This is a genomic window from Bradyrhizobium sp. SZCCHNR1017 (assembly GCF_032381375.1).
GTDB lineage: Bacteria > Pseudomonadota > Alphaproteobacteria > Rhizobiales > Xanthobacteraceae > Bradyrhizobium.
The window spans coordinates 229,331-249,055 of record NZ_JAUHIR010000010.1 but is presented as its reverse complement, the minus strand read 5'-3'; the positions used below and the strand labels follow the sequence as shown (position 1 = coordinate 249,055).

Sequence of the window (19,725 nt, the reverse complement as noted above, 5' to 3'; positions counted from 1 at the left end):
GTTCTGTCTCACGGGCAATCCGCACTCAGTTCTTGACCGCGAAGACCCACAGCGAGCCGCCTGCCGGAACGTTGGCGAGGCGCTCGTCACCGGAGAACAGTGAGTAGACGCCGCCGTAGCCTGAGGTGACGGCGACATACTGCACGCCATCCTGCTGCCAGGTGACGGGCTGGCCTTCGATGCCGGAGCCGGTCTGGAACTGCCACAGCTTCTTGCCGCTGTCGGCGTCGAAAGCCTCGAACTCGCCGGTCAGCTTGCCCGAGAATACCACGCCGCCTGCCGTGGACAGCACGCCGGAGAAGCGCGGGATGTCGCTCGGCTGCTCCCACTTGGTCTTGCCGGTCATCGGATCGATGGCCTTGAGCTGACCGCGTGGCCCTTCCGGCCAATCCCACAGATCCGTCAGGTCCATGCCCAGGTACCACTCGCCGGCCTTGTAGGTCGCAGGCTCGGTCTTGTAGTGGCCGCCGAACACGAGCGTGTTGGCGTAGGCCAACCCGGTTTGCGGATTGAACGACATCGGCTCCCAGTTCTTGCCGCCGAGAATCGACGGATAGACCGTGACCTTCTTGCCCTCGCGGGCATCGCGCGTCACATCGGTCTCGACGGGCTTGCCCGTCTTCAGGTCGATGCTGGAGGCCCAGTTCACCTTCACATAGGGGTTGGCCGCGAGCAGCTTCCCATTGGTGCGATCGAGCACATAGAAGAAGCCATTGCGGTTGGCGTTCATCAGCACCTTGGTCTGCTTACCCTCGACGTTCATGTCGGCGAGCACCATCTCCGCGACCGCGTCGTAGTCGAATGGATTGTTCGGCGAGAACTGGAAGTGCCACTTCATCTTGCCGGTCTTCGGATCGAGCGCGAGCACCGAGCAGGTGTAGAGGTTGTCGCCCGGGCGCACCGCCGCGTTGAACGGTCCGGGATTACCGACGCCCCAGAACACGGTGTTCTGCTCGGGATCGTAGGAGCCGGTGATCCAGGTCGAGCCGCCGCCCAGCTTCCAGGTGTCGCCCTTCCAGGTGTCGCCGCCGGGTTCATCCGGGCTTGGGACCGTGTGTGTGCGCCACAAATGCTTGCCCGTCGCCGGATCCCAACCATCGATGAAGCCGCGGGTGCCGAACTCGGCGCCGGAGATGCCAGTCAACACGACGCCGTCGGCGACCAGCGGCGCGACGGTCATCGAGTAGCCTTCCTTGATGTCAGCGGCCTTCTGACGCCACAGTTCCTTGCCGGTCTTGGCATCGAGCGCAATCACGTTGGCATCGAGCGTGGTCCGGAACACCTTGCCGTCGTACAGCGCGGCGCCGCGATTGATGATGCCGCAACAGACCACGCGCGGCGTCTCGGCGGGATAGTCGATCTTGCTTTTCCAGATCTGCTTGCCGGTCTTGGCGTCGACGGCCATCGTCGCATTGTGGGTCGTGACGTAGAGCACGCCCTGGTACACCAGCGGCTGCGACTCCTCACTGCGGTCATCGGCGAAACTGTAGTTCCAGACCGGCACCAGGTTCTTGGCGTTGTCCTTGTTGATCTGGGTGAGCGGGCTGAACCGCTGCAGATTGTAGCCCATGCCGTAGTTGAGAACGTTCGCCGTATCAGTTGCACCCTTGACCAACTGATCGGCGCTCTGCGCGCTTGCACCATGTGATGCAAAAATAGCGAGGCCTGCGGCCAGCGCGATCCGCTTCATTCATTTCCTCCGAGATTTTTATGCGCGCCTATCCTGACGCTGCGGGCACAACACTCCGCTCGAAATCGGGAACCGTCAATACGAAAAGGTGGCAACCGCCCTCTGCGCATCGGGAAGCCGTCCTCGTTCGATCGGGACAGAGCAGCCGATCCCCGTTGTCTCTGCTCGCGGATCTGGGTCGGCATGATCGCACCGCTCCGATGTTGCGTTGCGGCACAAACATTGCTTCGCCGCATCATGCCGGGATAACAGAGGAGTGGGCGGATGAGACGAACCATCCTTTGGCTCGGCATGCTTTGTTGCCTTTGGGTGAGTGCGAGTGCGCGTGATCTCGGTCAGTGGGGAGCGGTCGATCCTGCATTGCGTCAATGGTACGAGGCGCTGATGCAGCCCGACGTGCCGACGGCATCGTGCTGCGGTGAGGCCGACGCCTACTTTGCCGATGAGATCCATGTCCGCGACGGCAAGACCTATGTCATCATTACCGATGACCGTCCCGATGAGCCGCGTGGCCGCCCGCATATCGATGTCGGTACCGAGATCGAGGTCCCCGATCACAAGCTGAAGTGGGACAGGGGAAATCCGACGGGGCACGGCATCATCTTCCTGAGCCGCAATCGGTATGTGTTCTGCTACGTGCAGCCGGGCGGTGCGTGAGGGAAGATGCCGTCCCGCTCAGGGGCAACGTCCTACGAGGATTGAGGCGGAACGGCGTCCAGCCAGGCGGCTGGATTTTGTTTCATTCAATCGATCGACAACCGCTGGGGAAATGCTCCACGGTTGTGGAGCCTTGCGTTCCCCCCGATGCGGTCCTAGCTTCGATGTTGGCGCGAGAAATGCGTCAGTCAATGATAGTCGAACTTGGGAGCTTGAAATGGCCTGGAAGACACCGAAGATCGTCGAAGTGCCGGTTGGCATGGAAATCAACATGTACGCCTGTGCTGCGCGCAAGTAACGCGTAGCGATCTGCCAAGCCACGAGGAGCGCAATTCGCTTCTGACTGGCTTGGCGGATCCATTCGATGGACGGTCCGCGAGATCGTCCCGGCGACCGGCCTCTCGGCCGATCGGGTATGACGGGCACACCGCCGAACGTTGGTGACGATCAAACGTCCTGCGTGTCGAAGATATACAGGTCGACGCCGCCATCGGCGAAGTTGGGCAGATCGCCCGCCGCCGCCTTGCCTTCGGCAGAGCCCATTCCCGCCTGCAGCGCCTGCATCGAATCGAATATCAGGGTGGCAACGAGGTGGATGTTGGTGGCTCCCGCCGGCCCATTCACCGGGCCCCGGCTGATATCGTAGCTCTTCAGACCGGGAATCTTCTTCGCCAGCGGCACATGGACGTTCATATAGTGTTTGTCGAACGCCTCGGCGCTCTTGGGGGTCTTGTAGAGTACGAGAACCTTGGGCATCTGCTTCCTCCGCATTCGCTCTTTTGAGGTCGATCGACCGCTTCCATTGCAGCCGATCTGCCGGTTCGGATCAAGCGTCAGGGGCGGATTCGCCCAGGGATAGTCGTTCCAGCCTTGGTTCCGCTGCATAATTTGTTGCGCGAGGAGAAACTGATGCAGCCGGATGTCGTAGTTTCAGTTAAGCTGTTTCAGGCTTATCGAAGGACAACGAGCCATGAGCTCCATCGATCTCGTCATCACCGTCTGCGCAGTCCTGTCTCCGGCCACCTGCGAGGAGCAGCATCTCGTTTTCGCGGATGGCGGTGCCTCGCTGCAGCAATGCGCGATGAAGGCGCCGCCCTACATCGCCCAGTGGATCGGCGAGCACCCGAAATGGACTGCAGTGCGATGGCGCTGCGAATATCCCCACAGCAACGACAAGGCCTGAGGCCGGCTTGGCCGTCGGCACGCTGGCTGCTTACTTCGTGCACTCCTTGAGGTCCTTGTCGGCGACCGAAACCACGGCGTCGGCCTTGATCTCGAGGCCGCGAACAATGCACTGCCGCTCTCCGGCATAGCTCACCTTGGCGTCGTAGCGCCCAGGCTCGACTCCGGTGAGCTTCAGCCGTTCGTCGTGATCGAGCTCCTTGTCCTTGTCGTTCAGCGTCTGATTCGGTCCCCAATTGTTTTGGCCGGCCGGCGAGAGCTGAAAGCCGGTCATCGTGGCGGTGGTCAGATTCCAGAGCCGGATGCCCTTGCTTTGCGCGGCGGCCGCGAGCGGGATGCCGAACAGAATGATCGCCGTCACGGCGAATGCGCGTCTCATGGCGTTTTCCCTGGGGTCCGATGTCCTTTGCCATGACTATGACACGGAAAAATCCAGTCGCGCCACATCGGCCTTGATTACCGCGACCACGTCGTTGTTGCGCTGCGCGCGCGGCAGGTCGATCGGGACTGAATGAAGCAGACGGGCAGGGCGTGAGGACAGCAGGAAGATCCGGTCGCCGAGCCGTGCCGCGTCGTCCATGCTGTGGGTGACCAGCAGCGTGATCATGGGGCGCGAGGCCACGAGCGTCGCGATCTCCTCGCGCAGCCGCGCGGCGAGCGCGTCGTCGAGCGAAGCCAGCGGCTCGTCGAGAATCAGGAAATCCGGCTCGACCGCAAAGGCGCGCGCCAGCGCGACACGGCGGGCGAGGCCGAGCGACAACTCGCCTGGAAAATGGCTGCGATGTCCCTCGAGCTCGAGCACGCCGAAGATGGCGGCCAGCCTGTCCTCCGCGACACCGGGCGCTGCCAGCCGGACGTTGGCCTCGACGGATCGCCACGGCAGCAGCCGCGGCTCCTGGAACACCATTGCCAGCCGGGCTCCCTCGGGCCGCGATACATGGCCCTGATAGTCGTTGTCCAGACCGGCGAGGATCCGCAGCATCGTGCTCTTGCCGCAGCCGGAGGGGCCGACGACGACGCCGACCTCGCCCCGCTCCAGCGAAAAGGCAATGCCAGCAATCACCTCCTGGCGCTTGCCATTGGCGGCGCTGGTGTAGCTCTTGGACCTGATATCGACCTCAAGCCGCACGGAGCCGCCACCTCGATGCACGCTGCTCGAACGGCTGGACGATAACGGCCTCGATCACCAGCACCACGGCAGCAAAGCTGAGCGAGTAGGCGAGCAGCAACGGAATGTCGAACAGCTGGAAGGCGACGCCGATCTCGAAGCCGATGCCGTTGGGCCTCCCGAGCAACTCGGCGACCAGCACGATCTTCCACACCAATGACAGGCCGGAGCGCGCGGCCGCCGCAATATAGGGCGCAAGCTGCGGCAGCAGGACATGGCGGAGGATGCGTCCGCGCGAAAAGGCAAACACCTTGGCCATCTCGTCGAGCGATGGATCGAGCGCGCGGGCGCCTTCGCGCAGGGTGACGACGGCGGTCGGCAGCTTGTTGATCGCGATCGCCGCGATCGCAGCGACCTCGGTGAGACCGGCCCAGATATAGGCGAGCACGATCACCACCAGCGCCGGCAGATTGAGCAGCAGGATCAGCCAGGGATCGCCGAGGCGGTTGGCGAGCTGGCTGCGCCCCATCAAAAAGCCGATTGCCGAGCCGAGTGTCATCGACAGAGTGAAGGCGAGGGCGACGCGGGCGAGCGTTGCGCCGAGATGTAGAAATAGCGCGCCGGACCGCGCCTCCGCCACCGCAACCGCAAGCACGGCCGATGGCAATGGCAGCTTGGCGCTGCCGGCGACAGCCGCGGCAATCCACCAGGTGGCGAGCAGAAGCGCAAAGGACAACAGCCGCAGCACTAATCCCTCGCATCCGCCCTGTAGTAGGTGCCGGGACTGAGCTCAGCCGCGGGGCCGACCAGATCGCGACCGCCGATCGAGGCGAGAACGCCGTAGAGAACGCGGGCGTCGGCCTCTTCCTCGGCCACCGGCCGGCGTGGAATACCTTCGCGATAGCGGTCGCGATAGGCGCGCAAGGTGGCGTCGTCCTGTGCGCCGGTCAGCGGGGCGATCGTTTGCCAGTCGGCGTCGGAAGTCGCCAGGATCTCCTTGGCCTTGGCCGTGACGGTTAGGAAGCGGGCGACGAGATCGCGGTGCTTGGCGGCCCAGTCCTCGTCGAAGACATAGCCGATCATCGCGGTGCGGCCCTTGGCGCCGAATGGCGGCAGCAGGTCCTCGATGCCGGCAAGCCGGCGGAAGCCCTTGGCCTCCAGGGCCGCGCAGAAATTCCAGAAGTTCAAGCCCGCATCCATCTCGCCGTCGGCCAGCTTGGCGGCCAGCAGCGGCGGTGCCCCATAGGTGATGGTTGCCTGCGATTTCAGATCGACGCCGTCGCGCTTGAGCGTGGCCTGCAGCAGCAGCCAGCTCTTGTCGAGCGGGCCGCCGGCCACCGCGAGCTTGCGTCCCTTCAGATCGGCAAGCGTCTTGATCGGTGAGGTCGCCGGCACCATCACGGCGCCGAGCGCGCTCGAATAGGGATAGAAGGTGAGCTTGGCGCCGAGCGCACGCTCGCGCGACACCCACAGCCAGTCCGACACCATGATGTCGGCGTTGCCGGCCCGCAGCGCGATCTTGCCGGCCTCCGGGCTCGCGAGCTCGACCGCATCGATCGCGATATCCGCCTGCTTGTCGAGCTGGCGGGCGCGGATCACGGCCAGCTCCCAGGCGAAGGTGCCGGTCTTTTGCACCGCAACCTTGACGGTCTCGGCGGCGCAGCATGCCGTGACCGGCAGCAGGGCGCAGGCGACAATCGCCATCAACAAACGACCGATCTGCGTCATGAGCCTGTCTGCGTTTCCTCGAGAGGTGTTCTTTTCAGCCTCATTCCCTTAGCATAGCTTCGGCTGCGATGCCGCGGAGGACTGTGATGCGTAGTGCTGTTCCGGTAGGACCGATTGTCGCCACTCTCATTGCCACGATTGCGCTGTGCGGGCCGGCTCGTGCCGAGGAGCTCAACGACTATCCGACCTCGGCGCGGGCCGAATATGTGTTCGGCTGCATGAAGGCAAATGGCGAGACCAGGGAGGCGATCGCGCAGTGCTCCTGCTCGATCGACGTGATCGCTTCGATCATTCCCTATGAGCGCTACGTCACGGCCGAGACCGTCCTCAGCATGTCCCAGGTGCACAGCAATCTCGGCACCCAGTTCCGCACGTCCGAGCAGGCCGCCAACGCGCTGAACGATCTCCGCCGGGCGCAGGCCGAAGCCGAAGTGAGATGCTTCTGAAGCGCTGCCGCTCTGCCGCATCAAGTTCCTGAACCGTCGGCCGGCCAATCGTGCTCGAACACGTGGCCCTGCGTATCCTTCGCCTCCGCATGGAATTGCTTGGCACCGTTCGACACGTAGGTGAAGCGGATGTTGGGATCCTCAGAGATCGAGATGCCGCCTTCGACCGACAGCACCAGACTGCCGTCCTGCGACAGTGTCAGCCGGTCGATGAAGAAGGCCGGAATGTAGAGCTGCGTCACCTGATCCATCTGGAGCCCGGAATTGTTGGGATGCCCGACCATGACCTGCGCTTCGCGGATGCCGCTCGTGGCGCCGTCGCTGCTTTGCGTGAACTGCCGGTAGCGCATCTGGCCGATGCGCGCCTTGGCCTCGTCCGGATTCTTCGCCGCCGGCGCCGAGCAGCCTCCGGACGCCTTGACGAAGGTCTTGACCACATAGAGCTGACCATCCGTCAGCTCGGCCACGGCATGCACATCCGTGTAGTTGTTGACGCGGACCCGCGTCGAGATCGCGGTCACATTGGCGTCCGCGCCAAGCGTGAACTTGGCCGCCATCGGCGCGGGATTCTGGTCGATCACCAGCGTGATGGTCTTGATACGGCGCTCGTCGGCGGGCGACAGCTTGCTGCGCAGGGTGACCGGAACGACCGAGGCATCCTCGGCGCGCATCGGCATCTCGATCGACAGCACATTGCTGCCGTCCTGCATCGCCTTGTTGTTGAAGATGTCCTGGACCAGTCCCGGCCAGGGATCGTAACCATCAGCGGCCTTCGCAGGTGCGAACGCAAACGCGAGGCAGGCCCCGAGAAGCAGGGTGGACGGCAGGTGGAGCCGGATCATGGCGCAATCCTCCTCGGGCAGTCGGGTGAATTAACAATCATAGCGCGTTGCCGCCCTCATTCCCATTCCATTTCCGAGAATGCCGCCGTTGCGTTGCGGGCATTGTAGTCGTCGAACAGCTCCCATTTGCCGCGCTCCGATCCCGCGGCCCCAGCGGCGTCCGCGATCGGCCTGCCTGCCTTGATCAGCCCGCGAACGTCGTGGGCCAATGTATCGAGGTAGCGACGCTCGTCACTGAGCGCCAGTGGCCACGGGCTGACAGGGCCATGGCCCGGGACGACGCGCTCGGCCGGGATGGTCGCGAGCGCGGCCATGTCGGAAATCCAGCCGCGCAGGCTGCCATCCATCACCGGGATGTGACGCAGGAATACGAGATCGCCGGCGAACAAGATCCTGCTCCGGTCATCATAGACGGACAGGTCGCAGTCGCTATGCGCGGTGCTCCAGGCCTTGAGCGTGAGGGTACGGCCGCCGAGGTCGAGCATCATCTCGTCGTCCACGAGGATCGACGGGGCGACGAGACGGACCTCGTCGATCAGCTCGGCGCCCATCAGGCGCCGGAACGCCTCGATGTAGTGCGGTCCGCGCAATGCAAGCGCGCGCGGCAGGTTCTTGGCGCCGACGAAGCGCGTGCCGTCGCCCTCGAATGCCGCGTTGCCGAATGCGTGATCCGGATGGGCGTGGGTGTTGATGACGTAGCGCACGGGCTTGGCGGTACGGGCGCGGATCGCAGCCAGCAGCGCGCGGCCTTCGCGGACGCTGCCGCCGGTGTCGATCACGGCGACCGCGTCGTTGCCGACGATGAAACCGACATTGGCGATGGCGCCCTCGTTCGCCGCGTTCATCAGCGCGGTCTGGCCGATGTGAACGAACACGCCGGGCGCGATCTCGCTGACCTCGAGTTCCAGCGGCATGGCAAGAGCGGTGCTGCCGAGCGCCAGCGCCCCCCAGGCGGTGATCGCGATGATCAGTTGTCTCACCATCGGCTTGCCTTGCTCGCGTGAGAGGTGTGCGTCAGGCGATGGACGTTGCGGTGCAGCAATGGGTCAATTCTTCGCGATGACGGCGGCTGTTGCACCGGCGCGGCCGGCGGCCTAGCATTTTCAAAAATACCTCGATGTGTTCGATAGGGATGGAAATACGGATGACGAAGCGTCACGAACTTGCCTGCTCGCTGGCGGTTGCCGCGGGGCTTACTTTGCTCGGACCGGCCGCCGCTTTCGCACAGAGCAATGACGGCCTCGACCTGTCGATCGAACTGGTCGACCCCAAGGTGCTCAGGGTCTGCGCCGATCCGCGCAACCTGCCGTTCTCGAACGAGAAGGGCGACGGCTTCGAGAACAAGCTGGCCGAGCTCTTTGCCGCCAAGCTGCAGAAGAAGGTCGACTATACATTCTTTCCGCAGGCCACCGGATTCGTGCGCATGACGCTCGGCTCGCACCGTTGCGACGTGATCATGGGCTTTCCCCAAGGGGACGACCTGGTGCAGAGCACCAGTCCCTACTACCGGACGGCCTACGCGATCGTGACCAAGCCGGGCTCCGATCTCGCCGATGTGACGACGCTGGAGGATGCCAAGCTCAAGGGCAAGCACATCGGCATCGTGGCGGGCACGCCGCCGGCGACCAACATGGCGCTGGCCGGGCTGATGCCGACCGCAAAGCCCTATCCGCTGATGATCGACACCCGCGTCGATTCCTCGGCAGAGGCGATGATCAACGATCTGAAGTCCGGCGATATCGATGCCGGCGTGCTGTGGGGCCCGATGGCCGGGTACTACGCCAAGCAGGCGAGCCCGCAGCTGCACGTGACGCCGCTGGTGAAAGAGACCAGCGGGCCGAAGCTGATCTATCGCATTGCCATGGGCGTCCGTGGCGCGGACCAGAACTGGCGCCGTCAGCTCAACAAGCTGATCCAGGAGAACCAGGGTGAGATCAACAAGATCCTGCTGGACTTCGGGGTGCCGCTGCTGGACGAGAGCAATCATCTGATCACCGCCGAGGCTGCGGCGAAGACATCGCCATGATCGTTCGGCTCGCCGCGGCGGCGTTGGCAGGCGTGCTGCTGATCGCCGCGGCGGTGCGAGCCGATGATCTCGTGCCGGAGCCGGACAGCTACCGGACCGAGAACTACCGCGCGCCGGTGCCGACGACCCTGGCCGGTGCGCGCGTGCTGTCGACGCGGGAGACCGAGGCGATCTGGCGCGCAAAATCGGCCGCCTTCGTCGACGTGCTGCCGCGCCCGCCCAAGCCGAAGAATCTGCCGGCAGGGACGGTGTGGCGCGAGCAGCCGCGCCTGGACATTCCCGGCAGCATGTGGCTGCCCGACACCGGTTATGGTGTGCTGGCGCCCCAGACTGAGGACTATCTTAAGCGCGGGCTGGCGCACGCGTCGGGCGGCGACCTCGGTCGTCTGCTCGTGTTCTACTGCCTCGAAGACTGCTGGATGTCGTGGAATGCCGCCAAGCGCGCGCTGACCTTTGGCTATCGCAACGTCGCCTGGTATCCCGACGGGACCGACGGCTGGAGCCGCGCCGACCTGCCGCTGCAGCAGACGCAGCCTGAGCCGCGGCCTGAGGAGTGAGCGGGGAGGGCGGCGAGAGCGCATCAAAACAGCTACTCCATGTCCTGCTGGATCTCCCGGGCCAGCGCGAACAGGCGCTGGTCGATTGCGGTCGGCACCTCGCAGACGAACTTCATCACGCGACGCCGATCCTCGAAGATGCGCGTCTCCCAGTTCAACTGGTTGGTCATTTCCTCGACCTTGGCCTGATCCGGCGCGGCGCTGCTCTGCATCTCCTGCAGCTTGATCGTGTCGCCGCGCACTTTGTCGACGGCCTCGCGCTGCTTGCGCATGACGCGCTCGAGGCCGTTCATGACCGATGTCCGCTGCGCGTTCAGCGTGTCGAACAGCCCGACGAACAGCAGCTTGCCCTTGCGTGTCTTCTCCTCGGACGTTCCGGTCAGGAAATCGGCGACGTCCTTCTGGGCCTGCTCCAGCGGGATACGGCGCGCGGCAAGCTTGACGACGAGCTCGGCCACCTTCACATCGTCCTTCCAGCTCGCGCCGACATCGTCGATCGGCGGGCCGGACCACACCGCCGCGATGGAGATTTCCGGCACCTTGGCCTGCGGGCAGGGCCAATCCGGATAGCGCGGATCGGCGGCTTGCGCAGCACTGGCCGACGCAGCGATGGCGACGGCCGCCAGTGTCGTTCTGAACCTCATGCCTCGCCTCCGGGACCGCGCCTGACAAACCCCCGCGACGGATCGTAGGCCAGGATCGCGCCGATCATGAATACGGCGGTGCAGCCGCCGACCACCGCGAGCGAAACCCAGTTCAGCTTGCCGTACAGCGCAAAGCGGATGAGCTCGACCGCGTGGGTGAAGGGGTTGGCTTCGCAGAGATAAGCCAGCCAGGGACTGCCTTCCTCGACGCGCCAGAGCGGGTAGAGCGCCGATGAGGCGAAGAACATCGGGAAGATCACGAAGTTCATGACACCGGCGAAATTCTCGAGCTGCTTGATGCCGGAGGAAATCAGCATGCCCAGCGCGCCGAGCATCAGGCCGGATAGGATCAGCGCCGGCAGCACCGTCAGATAGCCCATCGGCGGCGGGGTGATGTCCCAGAACCAGGCGATGGCGAGAAACGCATAGACCTGCAGCACCGAGACGGCGGTGCCGGCGAGCAGCTTGCAGAACAGGAGATAGCCGCGCGGCAGCGGGCTCACCAGCAAGGTGCGCATGTTGCCCATCTCGCGGTCATAGACCATCGACAGCGACGACTGCATGCCGTTGAACAACTGAATCATCGCCATCAGGCCGGGCGCGATATAGACCTCGTAGAGGATGTAGGTCTCGTAGGGCGGGATGATCGAGATGCCCAGCACCTGGCGGAAGCCGGCGGCGAAGATGAACAGCCAGACCAGCGGCCGTACCAGCGCCGAGACGAAGCGCTCGCGCTGATGCAGAAAGCGCAGGCCCTCGCGCCAGACGATGCCGGTGAGGCAAGTGATGTATTCGCCGGCCGAGAAGCCGCTGCGTGTGGGTGGGGGGGCGTGCACGGAGGTGACGGTCATGGCTCGGAGCTCCGCGCCGGACTGGCCTGGGTCGTCAACCGCGCGAACGCCGCGTTGACGTCGGTCGCACCGGCCTCGGCGATGACCTGCGGGACGGGCCCGCGCGCCAGCACGCGGCCTTGATGCAGCACGACGAGATCGTCGGTCGCGGCGATCTCATCGAACAGATGCGTCGCCCAGAGCACGCCGATGCCCTGCTCGGCAACGAGCTGACGGACGTGACCGACGATGTCGGCGCGGGCCTTGACGTCAAGGCCGACGGTGGCCTCGTCGAGCAGCAAGAGGCGCGGCCGGTGCAGCAGGGCGCGAGCAATCTCCAGCCGGCGCATCTGGCCGCCGGAGAGGTCGCGCACCTTGTTGCCGGCGCGGTCGGCGAGGCCGATCCGCGCCAGCAGCTCCTCGCTGCGCGCGCGGGCCTCGCGGCGGGCGATGCCGTGCAGCGCTGCGTGGTAGAGCAGGTTCTGGGTCAGCGACAGATCGAGATCGAGCGTGCGCGGCTGGAACACGACGCCGAGTAGCCGCAGCGCCTCGCCCGGCGTCCGGCCGATGTCATGGCCGAAAATGCCGATCTGGCCGGTCTGCACCGCGAACAGCCGCGTGATGAGCGAGAACAGCGTGCTCTTGCCGGCGCCGTTGAGGCCGAGCAGGGCGGTGAAGCTCGCAGGCTGGACGGCGAAGCTGACGTCGTTGAGCGCCTTGCGTGCGCCGTAGGAATGGCTGACGCCGGCGACCGACAGCGCGGGGACCTGCTCGGGCGCCGGCTGCGATGCAGAGCCTGTCGAGTCGAGAGCGGGTGCGTTTTGCGTCGTCATGGCTGTGCAATCGTGATGCCCCAGGGCAGCTCGCCGACCTGGATGGTCTTGATCACCTTCTGCGCGGCGACGTCGATCACCGAGACGTCGTTGGAGACGCCGTTGGTGACGAGCAGATATTTCTCGTCCGGTGTGAACTCCATGTGCCAGACGCGCTGGCCGACCAGGAGATATTTCTTCACCTCGTGGGTGGCGCCGTCGACCACGGCGACACGGTTGGCCGGGCCGAGCGCAACGAAGCCGGTCTTGCCGTCCTTGGTGAGCCCGATGCCGACCGGCTGGATCGCCTCGCTGCGCAGGCCGGGCACGGCGAACTTGATCTTGCCGGTGACCTCACGCTTGGCCGGATCGATGATCGAGACGGTGCCGCCGATTTCGGCGGACACCCACAGCTCCGAGCCGTCGCTCTTGAACTCGGCATAGCGCGGCCGCGCATCGACCAGCACGTTGGCGACGATCTTGCGGGTCGCCGTGTCGATGAAATGCGCCATGTTGGTGGTTTCGGAGGTGCAGATCAGGATCTTGCCGTCCGGACTGAGCATCATGCCCTCCGGCTCGACGCCGACCTGGACGTCGCCGATGCGGACGCGCTTCTCGAGGTCGAGCACCGTGACCGTGTTGTCGTTCTCGTTGGCGACATAGAGCGTCTTGCCGGCGGCGTCCTGCGCGAACAATTCGGGATCGGGGCCGGAGGGCAGGGTATCCACCACCTCCATCTTCTTGGCATCGATCACCTGGATGGTGTCGTCGTCACCGACCGCCACCATCACGAACTTGCCGTCGCGCGTGAACGCGATCCCGCGCGGCCGCTGGCCGACCTTGATGGTCTTGGTGACCGTCCAGGTGTCGGTGTCGATGACGGAGACGGTGTTGCCCTTCTCGTTGGAGACGAAGGCGACGTAGGCGGAGGCGGGGGCTGCATGGGCCATGACGAGTGCGGCGATGAGCAGGCTGACTGCTGTGCCGGAGCGCTTGCAAAGCTGCGATCGCCCTTCGGGACGCGCGTGTGCGGAAGGCTCCACACCAGCACGCATGTCGGCCCGGCATGTCGGACTAGGCATTCTCATCAGCATGGTTCGATCCGACATCATTGCAGCTTGCACTTGGTTTCGGGGCGGTCGACGCCGAGCGTGTCGAGTTCGGAGACCTGGTGCAGAAAGCCCTCCTGCGGCGAGACCGAGACGATCATGCGGCCGTCGGCCAGAAGGATCGGCTGGCGCAATTGCAGGTTCCAGTCGCGCAGGGAGAGGCGGGTGCCCTTGAAGGCGGCGATGGTGAAGTTCGGGCCCTTGAGGTAGTCGGCCATCGTCTTGGCGTCGCCGGAGTTGGTGCGCGAGGCGGCCTCGCCGACCATGCGCACGGCCATCCAGGCCTGCATGTCCAAGGCGTGCATGCGGCGCGAGGCGAGCTTCATGAAGCGGTTCTGCAACTGCGTCGCCCCCCACTGGTCCTGCGCCGGATCCCAGCTCGTCGGCCGCAGGCCGGCGGAGCCCGCGACCGGGCGCGGATCCCAGGTGCGGTAGGGCAGATAGTTGGCGAACACCTCGCTCTCGTCGGCGGTGACCAGCACGTCATAGGCCGGCGCCTTCTGCGTGAACACCGGCATCTGGCGCTGGATCAAGGTCACGCCGCTGTCGGTGCGGCGCGCGCCGCCGGTGTCCTCGAAGGTCCGCTCCTCGACGATCTTGGCGCCGAAGCGGGTGGCGGCGCGGCGCAGCGCGTCGGCGAACAGTCTGTCGTTGTCGTGCGAGCCGGTGACGAGCAGCCAGCGCTTCCACTGCTTCCAGACCAGATATTGCGCCAGGCCGTCGGCGAGCATCGAGCGCGTCGGTGCGACATGGATGACGTTGGCGCGGCAGTCCTGCTCACGCAGGCGGTCGTCGGTGGCGCCGACATTGAGCAGGGTGACGCCGCGGCCCCGCAACGCATCTGCGACCTTCAGCACCGCATCCGCCGGCAGGTCCACGAGGACGAATCCCGTCTTGCCGGCGAGCTCATTGGCGGCCTGCGCGGCGTCCTCGTCATCCTTGACGCGGCGGTCGATCAAAGTGAAGCGCTGGTTGAGGAACTTGCCGGTGGTGTTGTTGTCCTCGATCGCGAGCCTCGCGCCGGCCACGCCATCATCGGCCGCAGGCTGGTCGAGCGGCGACAAGGTCTGCGGCACGCTCGCGCGGCCGAGATAGCCGATCGCGATGTCGACCGGATCCGCCGCGCTGGCGGCGGTTGCGGCGGCGATGAGGCCGATCGCGCCCATCAGAGATCGGGCCAGAACTCCCAGGACCACACGTCCTCCCATTGTTCCCTCGTCCTTGTCCGGCGAGGTTTCGTCTTGCAAGATGAACGAATTGGCCTAGCTTTCAACCCCACTTTTGGCCGCTGTCGCGTCATTTCGGATCACGACCTTGAAACCTGCCGTTCTCCCCGCGTTCCTGATCCTGATGTCTGCGACATCAGTGCATGCCGAGCCGACCAAGGTGGCGGTGTTCGACTTCGAGCTGATCGACACCAGCCTGCAGGGCGAGGTGCAGGGCCCGCGCCAGGACGAGCAGAACAGGCTGGCGCATGCGGCCGAGCAACTGCGCGCGGCGCTGCAGGACTCCGGACGTTTTCGCGTGCTCGACATCGCTCCCGTCAACGATGCGGCGCACCACAGCAATCTGCAGGCTTGCGGCGGCTGCGACGTCAAGCTCGCGGGCGACATCGGCGCCGATCTCGCCATCACCGGGACGGTGCAGAAGGTCTCCAATCTCATCCTCAACATGAACATCTATCTGCGCGACGTTCACACCGGCAAGCCGGTCGCGGCGATGACTGCGGATATGCGCGGCAACACCGACGAATCCTGGACGCGCACCATGGCTTGGCTGGTCCGCAACCGCCTGCTGGCGCCGAACTACGGCGCGCCGCAGGCGCAGTAGCTGACGAGATATGACGGTGCATTCTCGCGGCGAATGACGCCCGAGCTTTGCGTGCCGGTCGCCCCTTGGAAAACAAGAGGCGCAGGGAAGGCCGGGAGCCTGCCGCCCCCATGGCCCGCCTGCGACAAGAAATGCAGGCGGCAGGTACCACAGGTTCGGCTGGGACATCCCGGCCCTCCCTGCGCGGATGGTCTTAACGGTTGCTTCGCGTTCTCCCCGGTGCGCCGGGCTTTCTGGTCACCGTGCGCGACGACGCGCTGTGAGCGCGCCGCCGCGGAGGCATCGGCATCGGGATGCCAGGACCACGCGACTTGGCCGTACGCCGTGACGCGTTCGTCCGCACGCTCTCACGGGGCATGTGATGCCCTGAGCATGCTGCGCGCCGCCGGCGTCCACCGCATCCCACCTCCACGTTCGTGACGACCGCGATACGCCCTCTCGACGAGGCGGGATGGCGCTAGACAATCACTATTTCCGGAAAAACGAAAGTGAAATTTTTGTTGCCGCCGGGCTGGACACTGGGATCGCCTTGTGGCGCCGAGCGAAATCCCCGTCGTCGCGCACGTGGAATCCGGGCACCGGGCACGACAAGATCGCCTCGACGGGCGCGTCATCGCACCCGTCGGGCAAATCACGTCCGCGGCTGATATCAGCGTGCGAGCCGCGCCGCGTGCCAGCGCAGATGATCGGCCATATAGGTCGAGATGAAGTAGTAGCTGTGGTCGTAGCCCTCCTGCTTGCGCAGCAGCAGCGGGATGTGGGCCTTGTCGCAGGCCGCCTTGAGCAGCTCCGGGCGCAACTGCTGCGTCAGGAACTGATCGGCGGTGCCGACATCGACCAGCAGGTCGGAGACGCGCGCGCCGTCCTCGATCAGCGCCACCGCGTCGTGCTTGCGCCACGCCGCCTTGTCGGCGCCGAGATAGCCGCCCAAGGCCTTCTCGCCCCACGGCACCTGCGAGGGCGCGACGATCGGCGAGAACGCGCTGGCCGCGCGGTAGCGGTCCGGGTTGCGCAGCGCCACCGTGAGCGCGCCATGGCCGCCCATCGAGTGGCCCATCACCGACTGGCGGCGCGGATCGACCGGGAAGTTCGCCGCGACCACGCTCGGCAGCTCCTCGGTGACGTAGCTCCACATCCGGTAGTTCTTCGCGAACGGCGCCTCGGTCGCGTCGACATAGAAGCCGGCGCCGAGGCCGAAATCATAGGCATTGTTGGGATCGCCCGGCACGCCGTCGCCGCGCGGCGAGGTGTCGGGCGCCACGAAGACCAGGCCGAGCTCGGCGCAGGCGGCACGAAACTCGCCCTTCTCGGTGACGTTGGCGTGGGTGCAGGTCAGGCCGGAGAGATACCAGACGACCGGCAGCTTCGCGCCGTCGGCATGCGGCGGCACGAACACCGAGAACGTCATCTCGGTCTTGGTCTCCTGGCTGGCGTGGCGGTAGACGCCCTGGACGCCGCCATGGGACTTGTTCTGGGAGACGGTCGTGAGGGTCATGGGATCACCTGTTCGGCAATGATGTCGGGCCGCTGGCGCGCGTGCCGCCAACGCGTGTCAGGCTGCGTCGTTCAATCGGGACGAGTCAAGCGACGCCGTTCTCGATCGCCAAACGCACCAACTCGCCGGATGTTCGCACGCCGAGCTTCTGGCGGATGATCGAGGAGGTGTTGGCGACGGTCTTGTAGGATGAGTGGATCAGCCAGGCAATCTCCGACAGGCTCTTGCCGGCGCTGAGCAGGCGAAGGATCTCGAGCTCCCGCGAGGTCAGTTTCGCCAGCGGGCTCTGCGCGACCGCGGCGCCCGCGAAGGCGATGCTGCGCGCGATCGCAGGCGGCAGATAGCTGCCGCCGCGGGCGACCTCGCGGATCGCCTCGGCGAGATCGTTCGGATCGCCGCTCTTCGAGACGTAGCCCTTGGCGCCGATGTCGATGGCGCGCGCGGCGAACACCGGATCGTCGTTCATGCTGAACATGATCAGCCGGGCATTGGCATCGTGGGCGAGGATGCGCCGCGCGAGCTCGAAGCCGGAGACGGTCGGCAGGTTGATGTCGACGACGCAGACGTCCGGCCGGCGCGCGATGAAACTGGCTTCGCCGCTCTCGGCATCGGCGGCTTCGAGCAGCTCGAGGTCCGGATCGGTCGAGAGCAGGGCCCGGCAGCCTGATGCCACAATGGGATGGTCATCGACGATCAGTACGCGCATGGCCTTGGGGTCCCGGACTTCCAACTCGCGTCATTGTTGCGATGCATCATGGATGCATGCTGCGCGATATTGCATGATGTTGCAATTAGATCGCCGGCGGATTTGTCTGTCAATGTGAGTGCGTATGAAACACGGTGGCCGTGGGGCGGAGAGAATGTGGCAGAATTGGTCGTTGCGGACCCGCATCAACGTGCTGCTGGCGCTGCTGCTGACGCTGGGCCTCGCCATCAACATCGGCCGTCTCGTGCTGGAGGCGGCGCCGCGCGTGCTGGCGGAGGACCAGAGCGTCATCCGCCTGACGCGGGCCTTCGTCGAGACCATCATGGACGAGGTCAACGACGCGCCGGATCCGAGCGCGCGCCTCGATCGGATCGTCGGCGATCTCCGACAGCTTCGTCACGTCAGCGTGAGACGGCAGGGCATGCCGGCGCAGACCCCGCCCTCTCCGGGCGTCGGCCGCGCGGCGCCGGCATGGTTCATCGCACTGGTGCATCCCGACAAGACCTCGGTCAGCATGCCGGTCATCGTCGCGGGGCGGAGCGAAACGCTGGTGATCACGTCGCACCCCGACGACGAGATCGCGGAGATCTGGGACGGCATCGTCACCCAGCTCGTCGTCGGCTCGCTGGTCGGGCTGGCGTTGTTTGCGATCACCATGCTCGTGGTGGGTCGCGCGCTGGCGCCGCTTTCGGATCTGTCGGACGCGATGAGCCAGATCGAGGCCGGCGCCTACGATACCCGCGTCAAGCCGGGCGGCGCGCCCGAGCTCGCGGCGCTCTGCGCCAAGCTCAACCATCTCGCCGGCGCGCTCGGTGAGGCGGTGGAGGAGAAGCGCCGCCTGGCCGAGCGCACGGTGTCGCTGCAGGACCACGAGCGCAAGGAGATCGCGCGCGAGCTGCACGACGAGTTCGGGCCGCATCTGTTCGCGCTGCGCGCCCATGCCAGCGCGCTGATGCGCTTGCCGGACGCTGCGACGCTCGACGTCGCGGCGATGCGCCGGCACGGCCAGGCGATCCTCGACCAGGTCAACGCCGTGCAGCAGTTCAACCGCCGCATCCTCGAGCGGCTGCGGCCCGTCGGTCTCGCCGAGCTGGGCCTGCGCGAAGCGCTCGGCGCATTGGTGCGGCTGTGGCGGGAGTCGCGGCCCGAGGTCGCGATCGAGACCAAGTTCACCGAAACGGTCGCGCGCAGCAATGAGACGGCGGAGCTGACGATCTACCGGGTGGTGCAGGAAGCGCTGACCAACGTGTTCCGCCACGCCGAGGCCACCACGGTCGACGTCACCATCGAGCCGCTGCAGCAGACCACGGCCGGTCATCGCCGCAGCTACACGCGGGTGCGCGTCCGCGACGACGGCCGCGGGTTCAGCCCGGAGCACAAGCTCGGATTCGGCCTCACCGGCATGCGCGAGCGGCTGCTGGCGCTCGGCGGCACGCTGACGGTGGCTTCTACCGGCACGGGCGTCACGATCGAGGCCATGGTGCCGGCGGACGCAGCGTGAGCCGTGGGCTAGGAACCAACGATCGGACGGCGCATTCAACGAGCTACTTGCGATGGGCGTGAGCCGCAATCCGGAGCACGCGCCGGCAGCTCGCGGTGATCAGATGTCCAGAACCTTGCCTGTGCTGAGCGGCGCAGCCCTGCTGGCCGCGCTGTCGTTCCACAATGCCGTCGCGCGTGACGACGGCCGCTACGCCAACTCGCCGCTCAAGGGCTGGTTCGACAGCCTCAGAAGCGGTCGCGGCCCGTGCTGTTCGGACGCCGACGGCTTCGCGGTGTCCGATCCGGATTGGGACCTCGAAGGCACGCATTACCGGGTGCGGCTCGACGGTCAATGGATCGTCGTGCCGGACGATGCCGTCATCACGGAGCCCAACCGTGCCGGGCGCACCATGGTGTGGCCGATCAAGGGATCGCTCGGCACTTCCATCCGCTGCTTCATGCCGGGCAATCTGAGCTGAAGAGGCGGTGCGCCGCGTTCTCTCGCCGCGCCGCTGCGGCGGATCGCCCGTGCGCGCCGTGCCTTGGAACTTCGTCTCGTTCGGATGATTGCCACGCAAGGT

24 protein-coding genes are annotated in these 19,725 nt (G+C 65.6%); 9 read left to right on the top strand and 15 right to left on the bottom strand.

Going from position 1 to position 19,725, the window contains the following annotated elements; genetic code table 11:
• Positions 1–25 precede the first annotated feature (25 nt).
• On the bottom strand, positions 26–1,690 hold the full coding sequence (locus tag QW863_RS24505) for a methanol/ethanol family PQQ-dependent dehydrogenase (RefSeq protein WP_315752807.1): 1,665 nt from the start codon (positions 1,688–1,690) through the stop codon (positions 26–28).
• 264 nt (positions 1,691–1,954) lie between these two features.
• Here QW863_RS24505 and QW863_RS24500 point away from each other — a divergent pair, with 264 nt between their 5' ends.
• Together QW863_RS24500 and pqqA are read left to right on the top strand one after the other, a co-directional pair.
• Positions 1,955–2,347 (top strand): hypothetical protein, encoded by a 393-nt coding sequence (locus tag QW863_RS24500; RefSeq protein ID WP_315713211.1) that lies wholly within the window; start codon positions 1,955–1,957, stop codon positions 2,345–2,347.
• A 217-nt stretch (positions 2,348–2,564) separates the two neighbouring features.
• A complete protein-coding gene (gene pqqA / locus QW863_RS24495) occupies positions 2,565–2,645 on the top strand; it encodes a pyrroloquinoline quinone precursor peptide PqqA (RefSeq protein WP_009031067.1) in 81 nt (26 codons plus the stop codon).
• 149 nt (positions 2,646–2,794) lie between these two features.
• Here pqqA and QW863_RS24490 read toward each other — a convergent pair whose 3' ends face one another.
• Positions 2,795–3,103: an EthD family reductase gene (locus tag QW863_RS24490; protein ID WP_315713209.1), complete on the bottom strand. Its 309-nt coding sequence runs from the start codon at positions 3,101–3,103 to the stop codon at positions 2,795–2,797.
• A 214-nt stretch (positions 3,104–3,317) separates the two neighbouring features.
• On the opposite strand from QW863_RS24490, the gene QW863_RS24485 reads away from it, so the two are divergent.
• A complete protein-coding gene (locus QW863_RS24485; protein ID WP_315713207.1) occupies positions 3,318–3,530 on the top strand; it encodes a hypothetical protein in 213 nt (70 codons plus the stop codon).
• A 30-nt stretch (positions 3,531–3,560) separates the two neighbouring features.
• Here QW863_RS24485 and QW863_RS24480 read toward each other — a convergent pair whose 3' ends face one another.
• From QW863_RS24480 to QW863_RS24465, 4 genes are read right to left on the bottom strand one after another with little or no spacing between them, the layout of a single operon-like run.
• Complete coding sequence (locus QW863_RS24480; protein ID WP_315713205.1) at positions 3,561–3,908, bottom strand: hypothetical protein; 348 nt, start codon at positions 3,906–3,908, stop codon at positions 3,561–3,563.
• A gap of 36 nt (positions 3,909–3,944) precedes the next feature.
• The gene (locus tag QW863_RS24475; protein WP_315713203.1) at positions 3,945–4,658 is read right to left on the bottom strand and encodes an ABC transporter ATP-binding protein; all 714 of its coding nucleotides are present in this window, start codon (positions 4,656–4,658) and stop codon (positions 3,945–3,947) included.
• Entirely contained in the window at positions 4,648–5,385 is a 738-nt protein-coding gene (locus tag QW863_RS24470) for an ABC transporter permease (protein ID WP_315713201.1), read from the bottom strand. Before QW863_RS24470 ends, QW863_RS24475 begins: the two co-directional genes overlap by 11 nt.
• Complete coding sequence (locus QW863_RS24465) at positions 5,385–6,365, bottom strand: ABC transporter substrate-binding protein (RefSeq protein ID WP_315713199.1); 981 nt, start codon at positions 6,363–6,365, stop codon at positions 5,385–5,387. Before QW863_RS24465 ends, QW863_RS24470 begins: the two co-directional genes overlap by 1 nt.
• A gap of 86 nt (positions 6,366–6,451) precedes the next feature.
• Between QW863_RS24465 and QW863_RS24460 the strand changes: the two genes are divergently transcribed.
• Positions 6,452–6,811, top strand: a complete 360-nt coding sequence (locus QW863_RS24460; RefSeq protein WP_315713197.1) for a hypothetical protein — start codon at positions 6,452–6,454, stop codon at positions 6,809–6,811.
• Positions 6,812–6,831: 20 nt separating this feature from the next.
• On the opposite strand, the gene QW863_RS24455 is transcribed toward QW863_RS24460, so the two are convergent.
• Complete coding sequence (locus QW863_RS24455) at positions 6,832–7,653, bottom strand: quinoprotein dehydrogenase-associated SoxYZ-like carrier (RefSeq protein ID WP_315713195.1); 822 nt, start codon at positions 7,651–7,653, stop codon at positions 6,832–6,834.
• Between the two features lie 56 nt (positions 7,654–7,709).
• Positions 7,710–8,636: a quinoprotein relay system zinc metallohydrolase 2 gene (locus tag QW863_RS24450; RefSeq protein ID WP_315768899.1), complete on the bottom strand. Its 927-nt coding sequence runs from the start codon at positions 8,634–8,636 to the stop codon at positions 7,710–7,712.
• A 161-nt stretch (positions 8,637–8,797) separates the two neighbouring features.
• Between QW863_RS24450 and QW863_RS24445 the strand changes: the two genes are divergently transcribed.
• Both QW863_RS24445 and QW863_RS24440 read left to right on the top strand, forming a co-directional pair.
• Positions 8,798–9,679 (top strand): substrate-binding domain-containing protein, encoded by an 882-nt coding sequence (locus QW863_RS24445; protein ID WP_315768897.1) that lies wholly within the window; start codon positions 8,798–8,800, stop codon positions 9,677–9,679.
• Positions 9,676–10,236 (top strand): PQQ-dependent catabolism-associated CXXCW motif protein, encoded by a 561-nt coding sequence (locus QW863_RS24440; RefSeq protein ID WP_315741279.1) that lies wholly within the window; start codon positions 9,676–9,678, stop codon positions 10,234–10,236. Before QW863_RS24445 ends, QW863_RS24440 begins: the two co-directional genes overlap by 4 nt.
• Positions 10,237–10,268: 32 nt before the next feature.
• On the opposite strand, the gene QW863_RS24435 is transcribed toward QW863_RS24440, so the two are convergent.
• The 5 genes from QW863_RS24435 to QW863_RS24415 all read right to left on the bottom strand — a co-directional run bounded on the left by QW863_RS24435 (position 10,269) and on the right by QW863_RS24415 (position 14,839).
• Positions 10,269–10,880 carry a hypothetical protein gene (locus QW863_RS24435; RefSeq protein ID WP_315768895.1) on the bottom strand — a complete coding sequence of 204 codons (612 nt, stop codon included), beginning with the start codon at positions 10,878–10,880 and terminating at the stop codon, positions 10,269–10,271.
• Entirely contained in the window at positions 10,877–11,731 is an 855-nt protein-coding gene (locus QW863_RS24430; RefSeq protein ID WP_315713186.1) for an ABC transporter permease, read from the bottom strand. The genes QW863_RS24435 and QW863_RS24430 overlap by 4 nt, the downstream gene beginning before the upstream one ends.
• Complete coding sequence (locus QW863_RS24425; RefSeq protein ID WP_315713184.1) at positions 11,728–12,543, bottom strand: ABC transporter ATP-binding protein; 816 nt, start codon at positions 12,541–12,543, stop codon at positions 11,728–11,730. Before QW863_RS24425 ends, QW863_RS24430 begins: the two co-directional genes overlap by 4 nt.
• Positions 12,540–13,472, bottom strand: coding sequence for a YVTN family beta-propeller repeat protein (locus tag QW863_RS24420; RefSeq protein ID WP_315768892.1), 933 nt, complete (start codon positions 13,470–13,472; stop codon positions 12,540–12,542). Before QW863_RS24420 ends, QW863_RS24425 begins: the two co-directional genes overlap by 4 nt.
• A gap of 158 nt (positions 13,473–13,630) precedes the next feature.
• Positions 13,631–14,839, bottom strand: coding sequence for an ABC transporter substrate-binding protein (locus QW863_RS24415; protein ID WP_315768890.1), 1,209 nt, complete (start codon positions 14,837–14,839; stop codon positions 13,631–13,633).
• Positions 14,840–14,981: 142 nt separating this feature from the next.
• Between QW863_RS24415 and QW863_RS24410 the strand changes: the two genes are divergently transcribed.
• The gene (locus QW863_RS24410) at positions 14,982–15,461 is read left to right on the top strand and encodes a DUF3280 domain-containing protein (protein ID WP_315752900.1); all 480 of its coding nucleotides are present in this window, start codon (positions 14,982–14,984) and stop codon (positions 15,459–15,461) included.
• 649 nt (positions 15,462–16,110) lie between these two features.
• Here QW863_RS24410 and fghA read toward each other — a convergent pair.
• Together fghA and QW863_RS24400 are read right to left on the bottom strand one after the other, a co-directional pair.
• Positions 16,111–16,956, bottom strand: a complete 846-nt coding sequence (fghA, locus tag QW863_RS24405; protein ID WP_315752820.1) for an S-formylglutathione hydrolase — start codon at positions 16,954–16,956, stop codon at positions 16,111–16,113.
• 85 nt (positions 16,957–17,041) lie between these two features.
• The gene (locus tag QW863_RS24400; RefSeq protein WP_315713180.1) at positions 17,042–17,662 is read right to left on the bottom strand and encodes a response regulator transcription factor; all 621 of its coding nucleotides are present in this window, start codon (positions 17,660–17,662) and stop codon (positions 17,042–17,044) included.
• A gap of 154 nt (positions 17,663–17,816) precedes the next feature.
• Between QW863_RS24400 and QW863_RS24395 the strand changes: the two genes are divergently transcribed.
• Together QW863_RS24395 and QW863_RS24390 are read left to right on the top strand one after the other, a co-directional pair.
• A complete protein-coding gene (locus QW863_RS24395; protein WP_315768888.1) occupies positions 17,817–19,163 on the top strand; it encodes an ATP-binding protein in 1,347 nt (448 codons plus the stop codon).
• A 103-nt stretch (positions 19,164–19,266) separates the two neighbouring features.
• The gene (locus tag QW863_RS24390) at positions 19,267–19,623 is read left to right on the top strand and encodes a hypothetical protein (RefSeq protein WP_315713178.1); all 357 of its coding nucleotides are present in this window, start codon (positions 19,267–19,269) and stop codon (positions 19,621–19,623) included.
• The last annotated feature ends 102 nt before the right edge of the window (positions 19,624–19,725 follow it).

What these genes read in the sequence shown, in the direction of transcription:
- QW863_RS24420 (WP_315768892.1), bottom strand. Translation starts at nt 13,472, where the DNA reads ATGGCCCATGCAGCCCCCGCCTCCGCCTACGTCGCCTTCGTCTCCAAC.
- pqqA (WP_009031067.1), top strand. Translation starts at nt 2,565, where the DNA reads ATGGCCTGGAAGACACCGAAGATCGTCGAAGTGCCGGTTGGCATGGAA.
- QW863_RS24410 (WP_315752900.1), top strand. Translation starts at nt 14,982, where the DNA reads ATGTCTGCGACATCAGTGCATGCCGAGCCGACCAAGGTGGCGGTGTTC.
- QW863_RS24400 (WP_315713180.1), bottom strand. Translation starts at nt 17,662, where the DNA reads ATGCGCGTACTGATCGTCGATGACCATCCCATTGTGGCATCAGGCTGC.
- QW863_RS24485 (WP_315713207.1), top strand. Translation starts at nt 3,318, where the DNA reads ATGAGCTCCATCGATCTCGTCATCACCGTCTGCGCAGTCCTGTCTCCG.
- QW863_RS24395 (WP_315768888.1), top strand. Translation starts at nt 17,817, where the DNA reads ATGTGGCAGAATTGGTCGTTGCGGACCCGCATCAACGTGCTGCTGGCG.
- QW863_RS24455 (WP_315713195.1), bottom strand. Translation starts at nt 7,653, where the DNA reads ATGATCCGGCTCCACCTGCCGTCCACCCTGCTTCTCGGGGCCTGCCTC.
- QW863_RS24460 (WP_315713197.1), top strand. Translation starts at nt 6,452, where the DNA reads ATGCGTAGTGCTGTTCCGGTAGGACCGATTGTCGCCACTCTCATTGCC.
- QW863_RS24450 (WP_315768899.1), bottom strand. Translation starts at nt 8,636, where the DNA reads ATGGTGAGACAACTGATCATCGCGATCACCGCCTGGGGGGCGCTGGCG.
- QW863_RS24480 (WP_315713205.1), bottom strand. Translation starts at nt 3,908, where the DNA reads ATGAGACGCGCATTCGCCGTGACGGCGATCATTCTGTTCGGCATCCCG.
- QW863_RS24415 (WP_315768890.1), bottom strand. Translation starts at nt 14,839, where the DNA reads ATGGGAGGACGTGTGGTCCTGGGAGTTCTGGCCCGATCTCTGATGGGC.
- QW863_RS24435 (WP_315768895.1), bottom strand. Translation starts at nt 10,880, where the DNA reads ATGAGGTTCAGAACGACACTGGCGGCCGTCGCCATCGCTGCGTCGGCC.
- QW863_RS24445 (WP_315768897.1), top strand. Translation starts at nt 8,798, where the DNA reads ATGACGAAGCGTCACGAACTTGCCTGCTCGCTGGCGGTTGCCGCGGGG.
- QW863_RS24490 (WP_315713209.1), bottom strand. Translation starts at nt 3,103, where the DNA reads ATGCCCAAGGTTCTCGTACTCTACAAGACCCCCAAGAGCGCCGAGGCG.
- QW863_RS24425 (WP_315713184.1), bottom strand. Translation starts at nt 12,543, where the DNA reads ATGACGACGCAAAACGCACCCGCTCTCGACTCGACAGGCTCTGCATCG.
- QW863_RS24440 (WP_315741279.1), top strand. Translation starts at nt 9,676, where the DNA reads ATGATCGTTCGGCTCGCCGCGGCGGCGTTGGCAGGCGTGCTGCTGATC.
- QW863_RS24500 (WP_315713211.1), top strand. Translation starts at nt 1,955, where the DNA reads ATGAGACGAACCATCCTTTGGCTCGGCATGCTTTGTTGCCTTTGGGTG.
- QW863_RS24465 (WP_315713199.1), bottom strand. Translation starts at nt 6,365, where the DNA reads ATGACGCAGATCGGTCGTTTGTTGATGGCGATTGTCGCCTGCGCCCTG.
- fghA (WP_315752820.1), bottom strand. Translation starts at nt 16,956, where the DNA reads ATGACCCTCACGACCGTCTCCCAGAACAAGTCCCATGGCGGCGTCCAG.
- QW863_RS24390 (WP_315713178.1), top strand. Translation starts at nt 19,267, where the DNA reads ATGTCCAGAACCTTGCCTGTGCTGAGCGGCGCAGCCCTGCTGGCCGCG.
- QW863_RS24430 (WP_315713186.1), bottom strand. Translation starts at nt 11,731, where the DNA reads ATGACCGTCACCTCCGTGCACGCCCCCCCACCCACACGCAGCGGCTTC.
- QW863_RS24505 (WP_315752807.1), bottom strand. Translation starts at nt 1,690, where the DNA reads ATGAAGCGGATCGCGCTGGCCGCAGGCCTCGCTATTTTTGCATCACAT.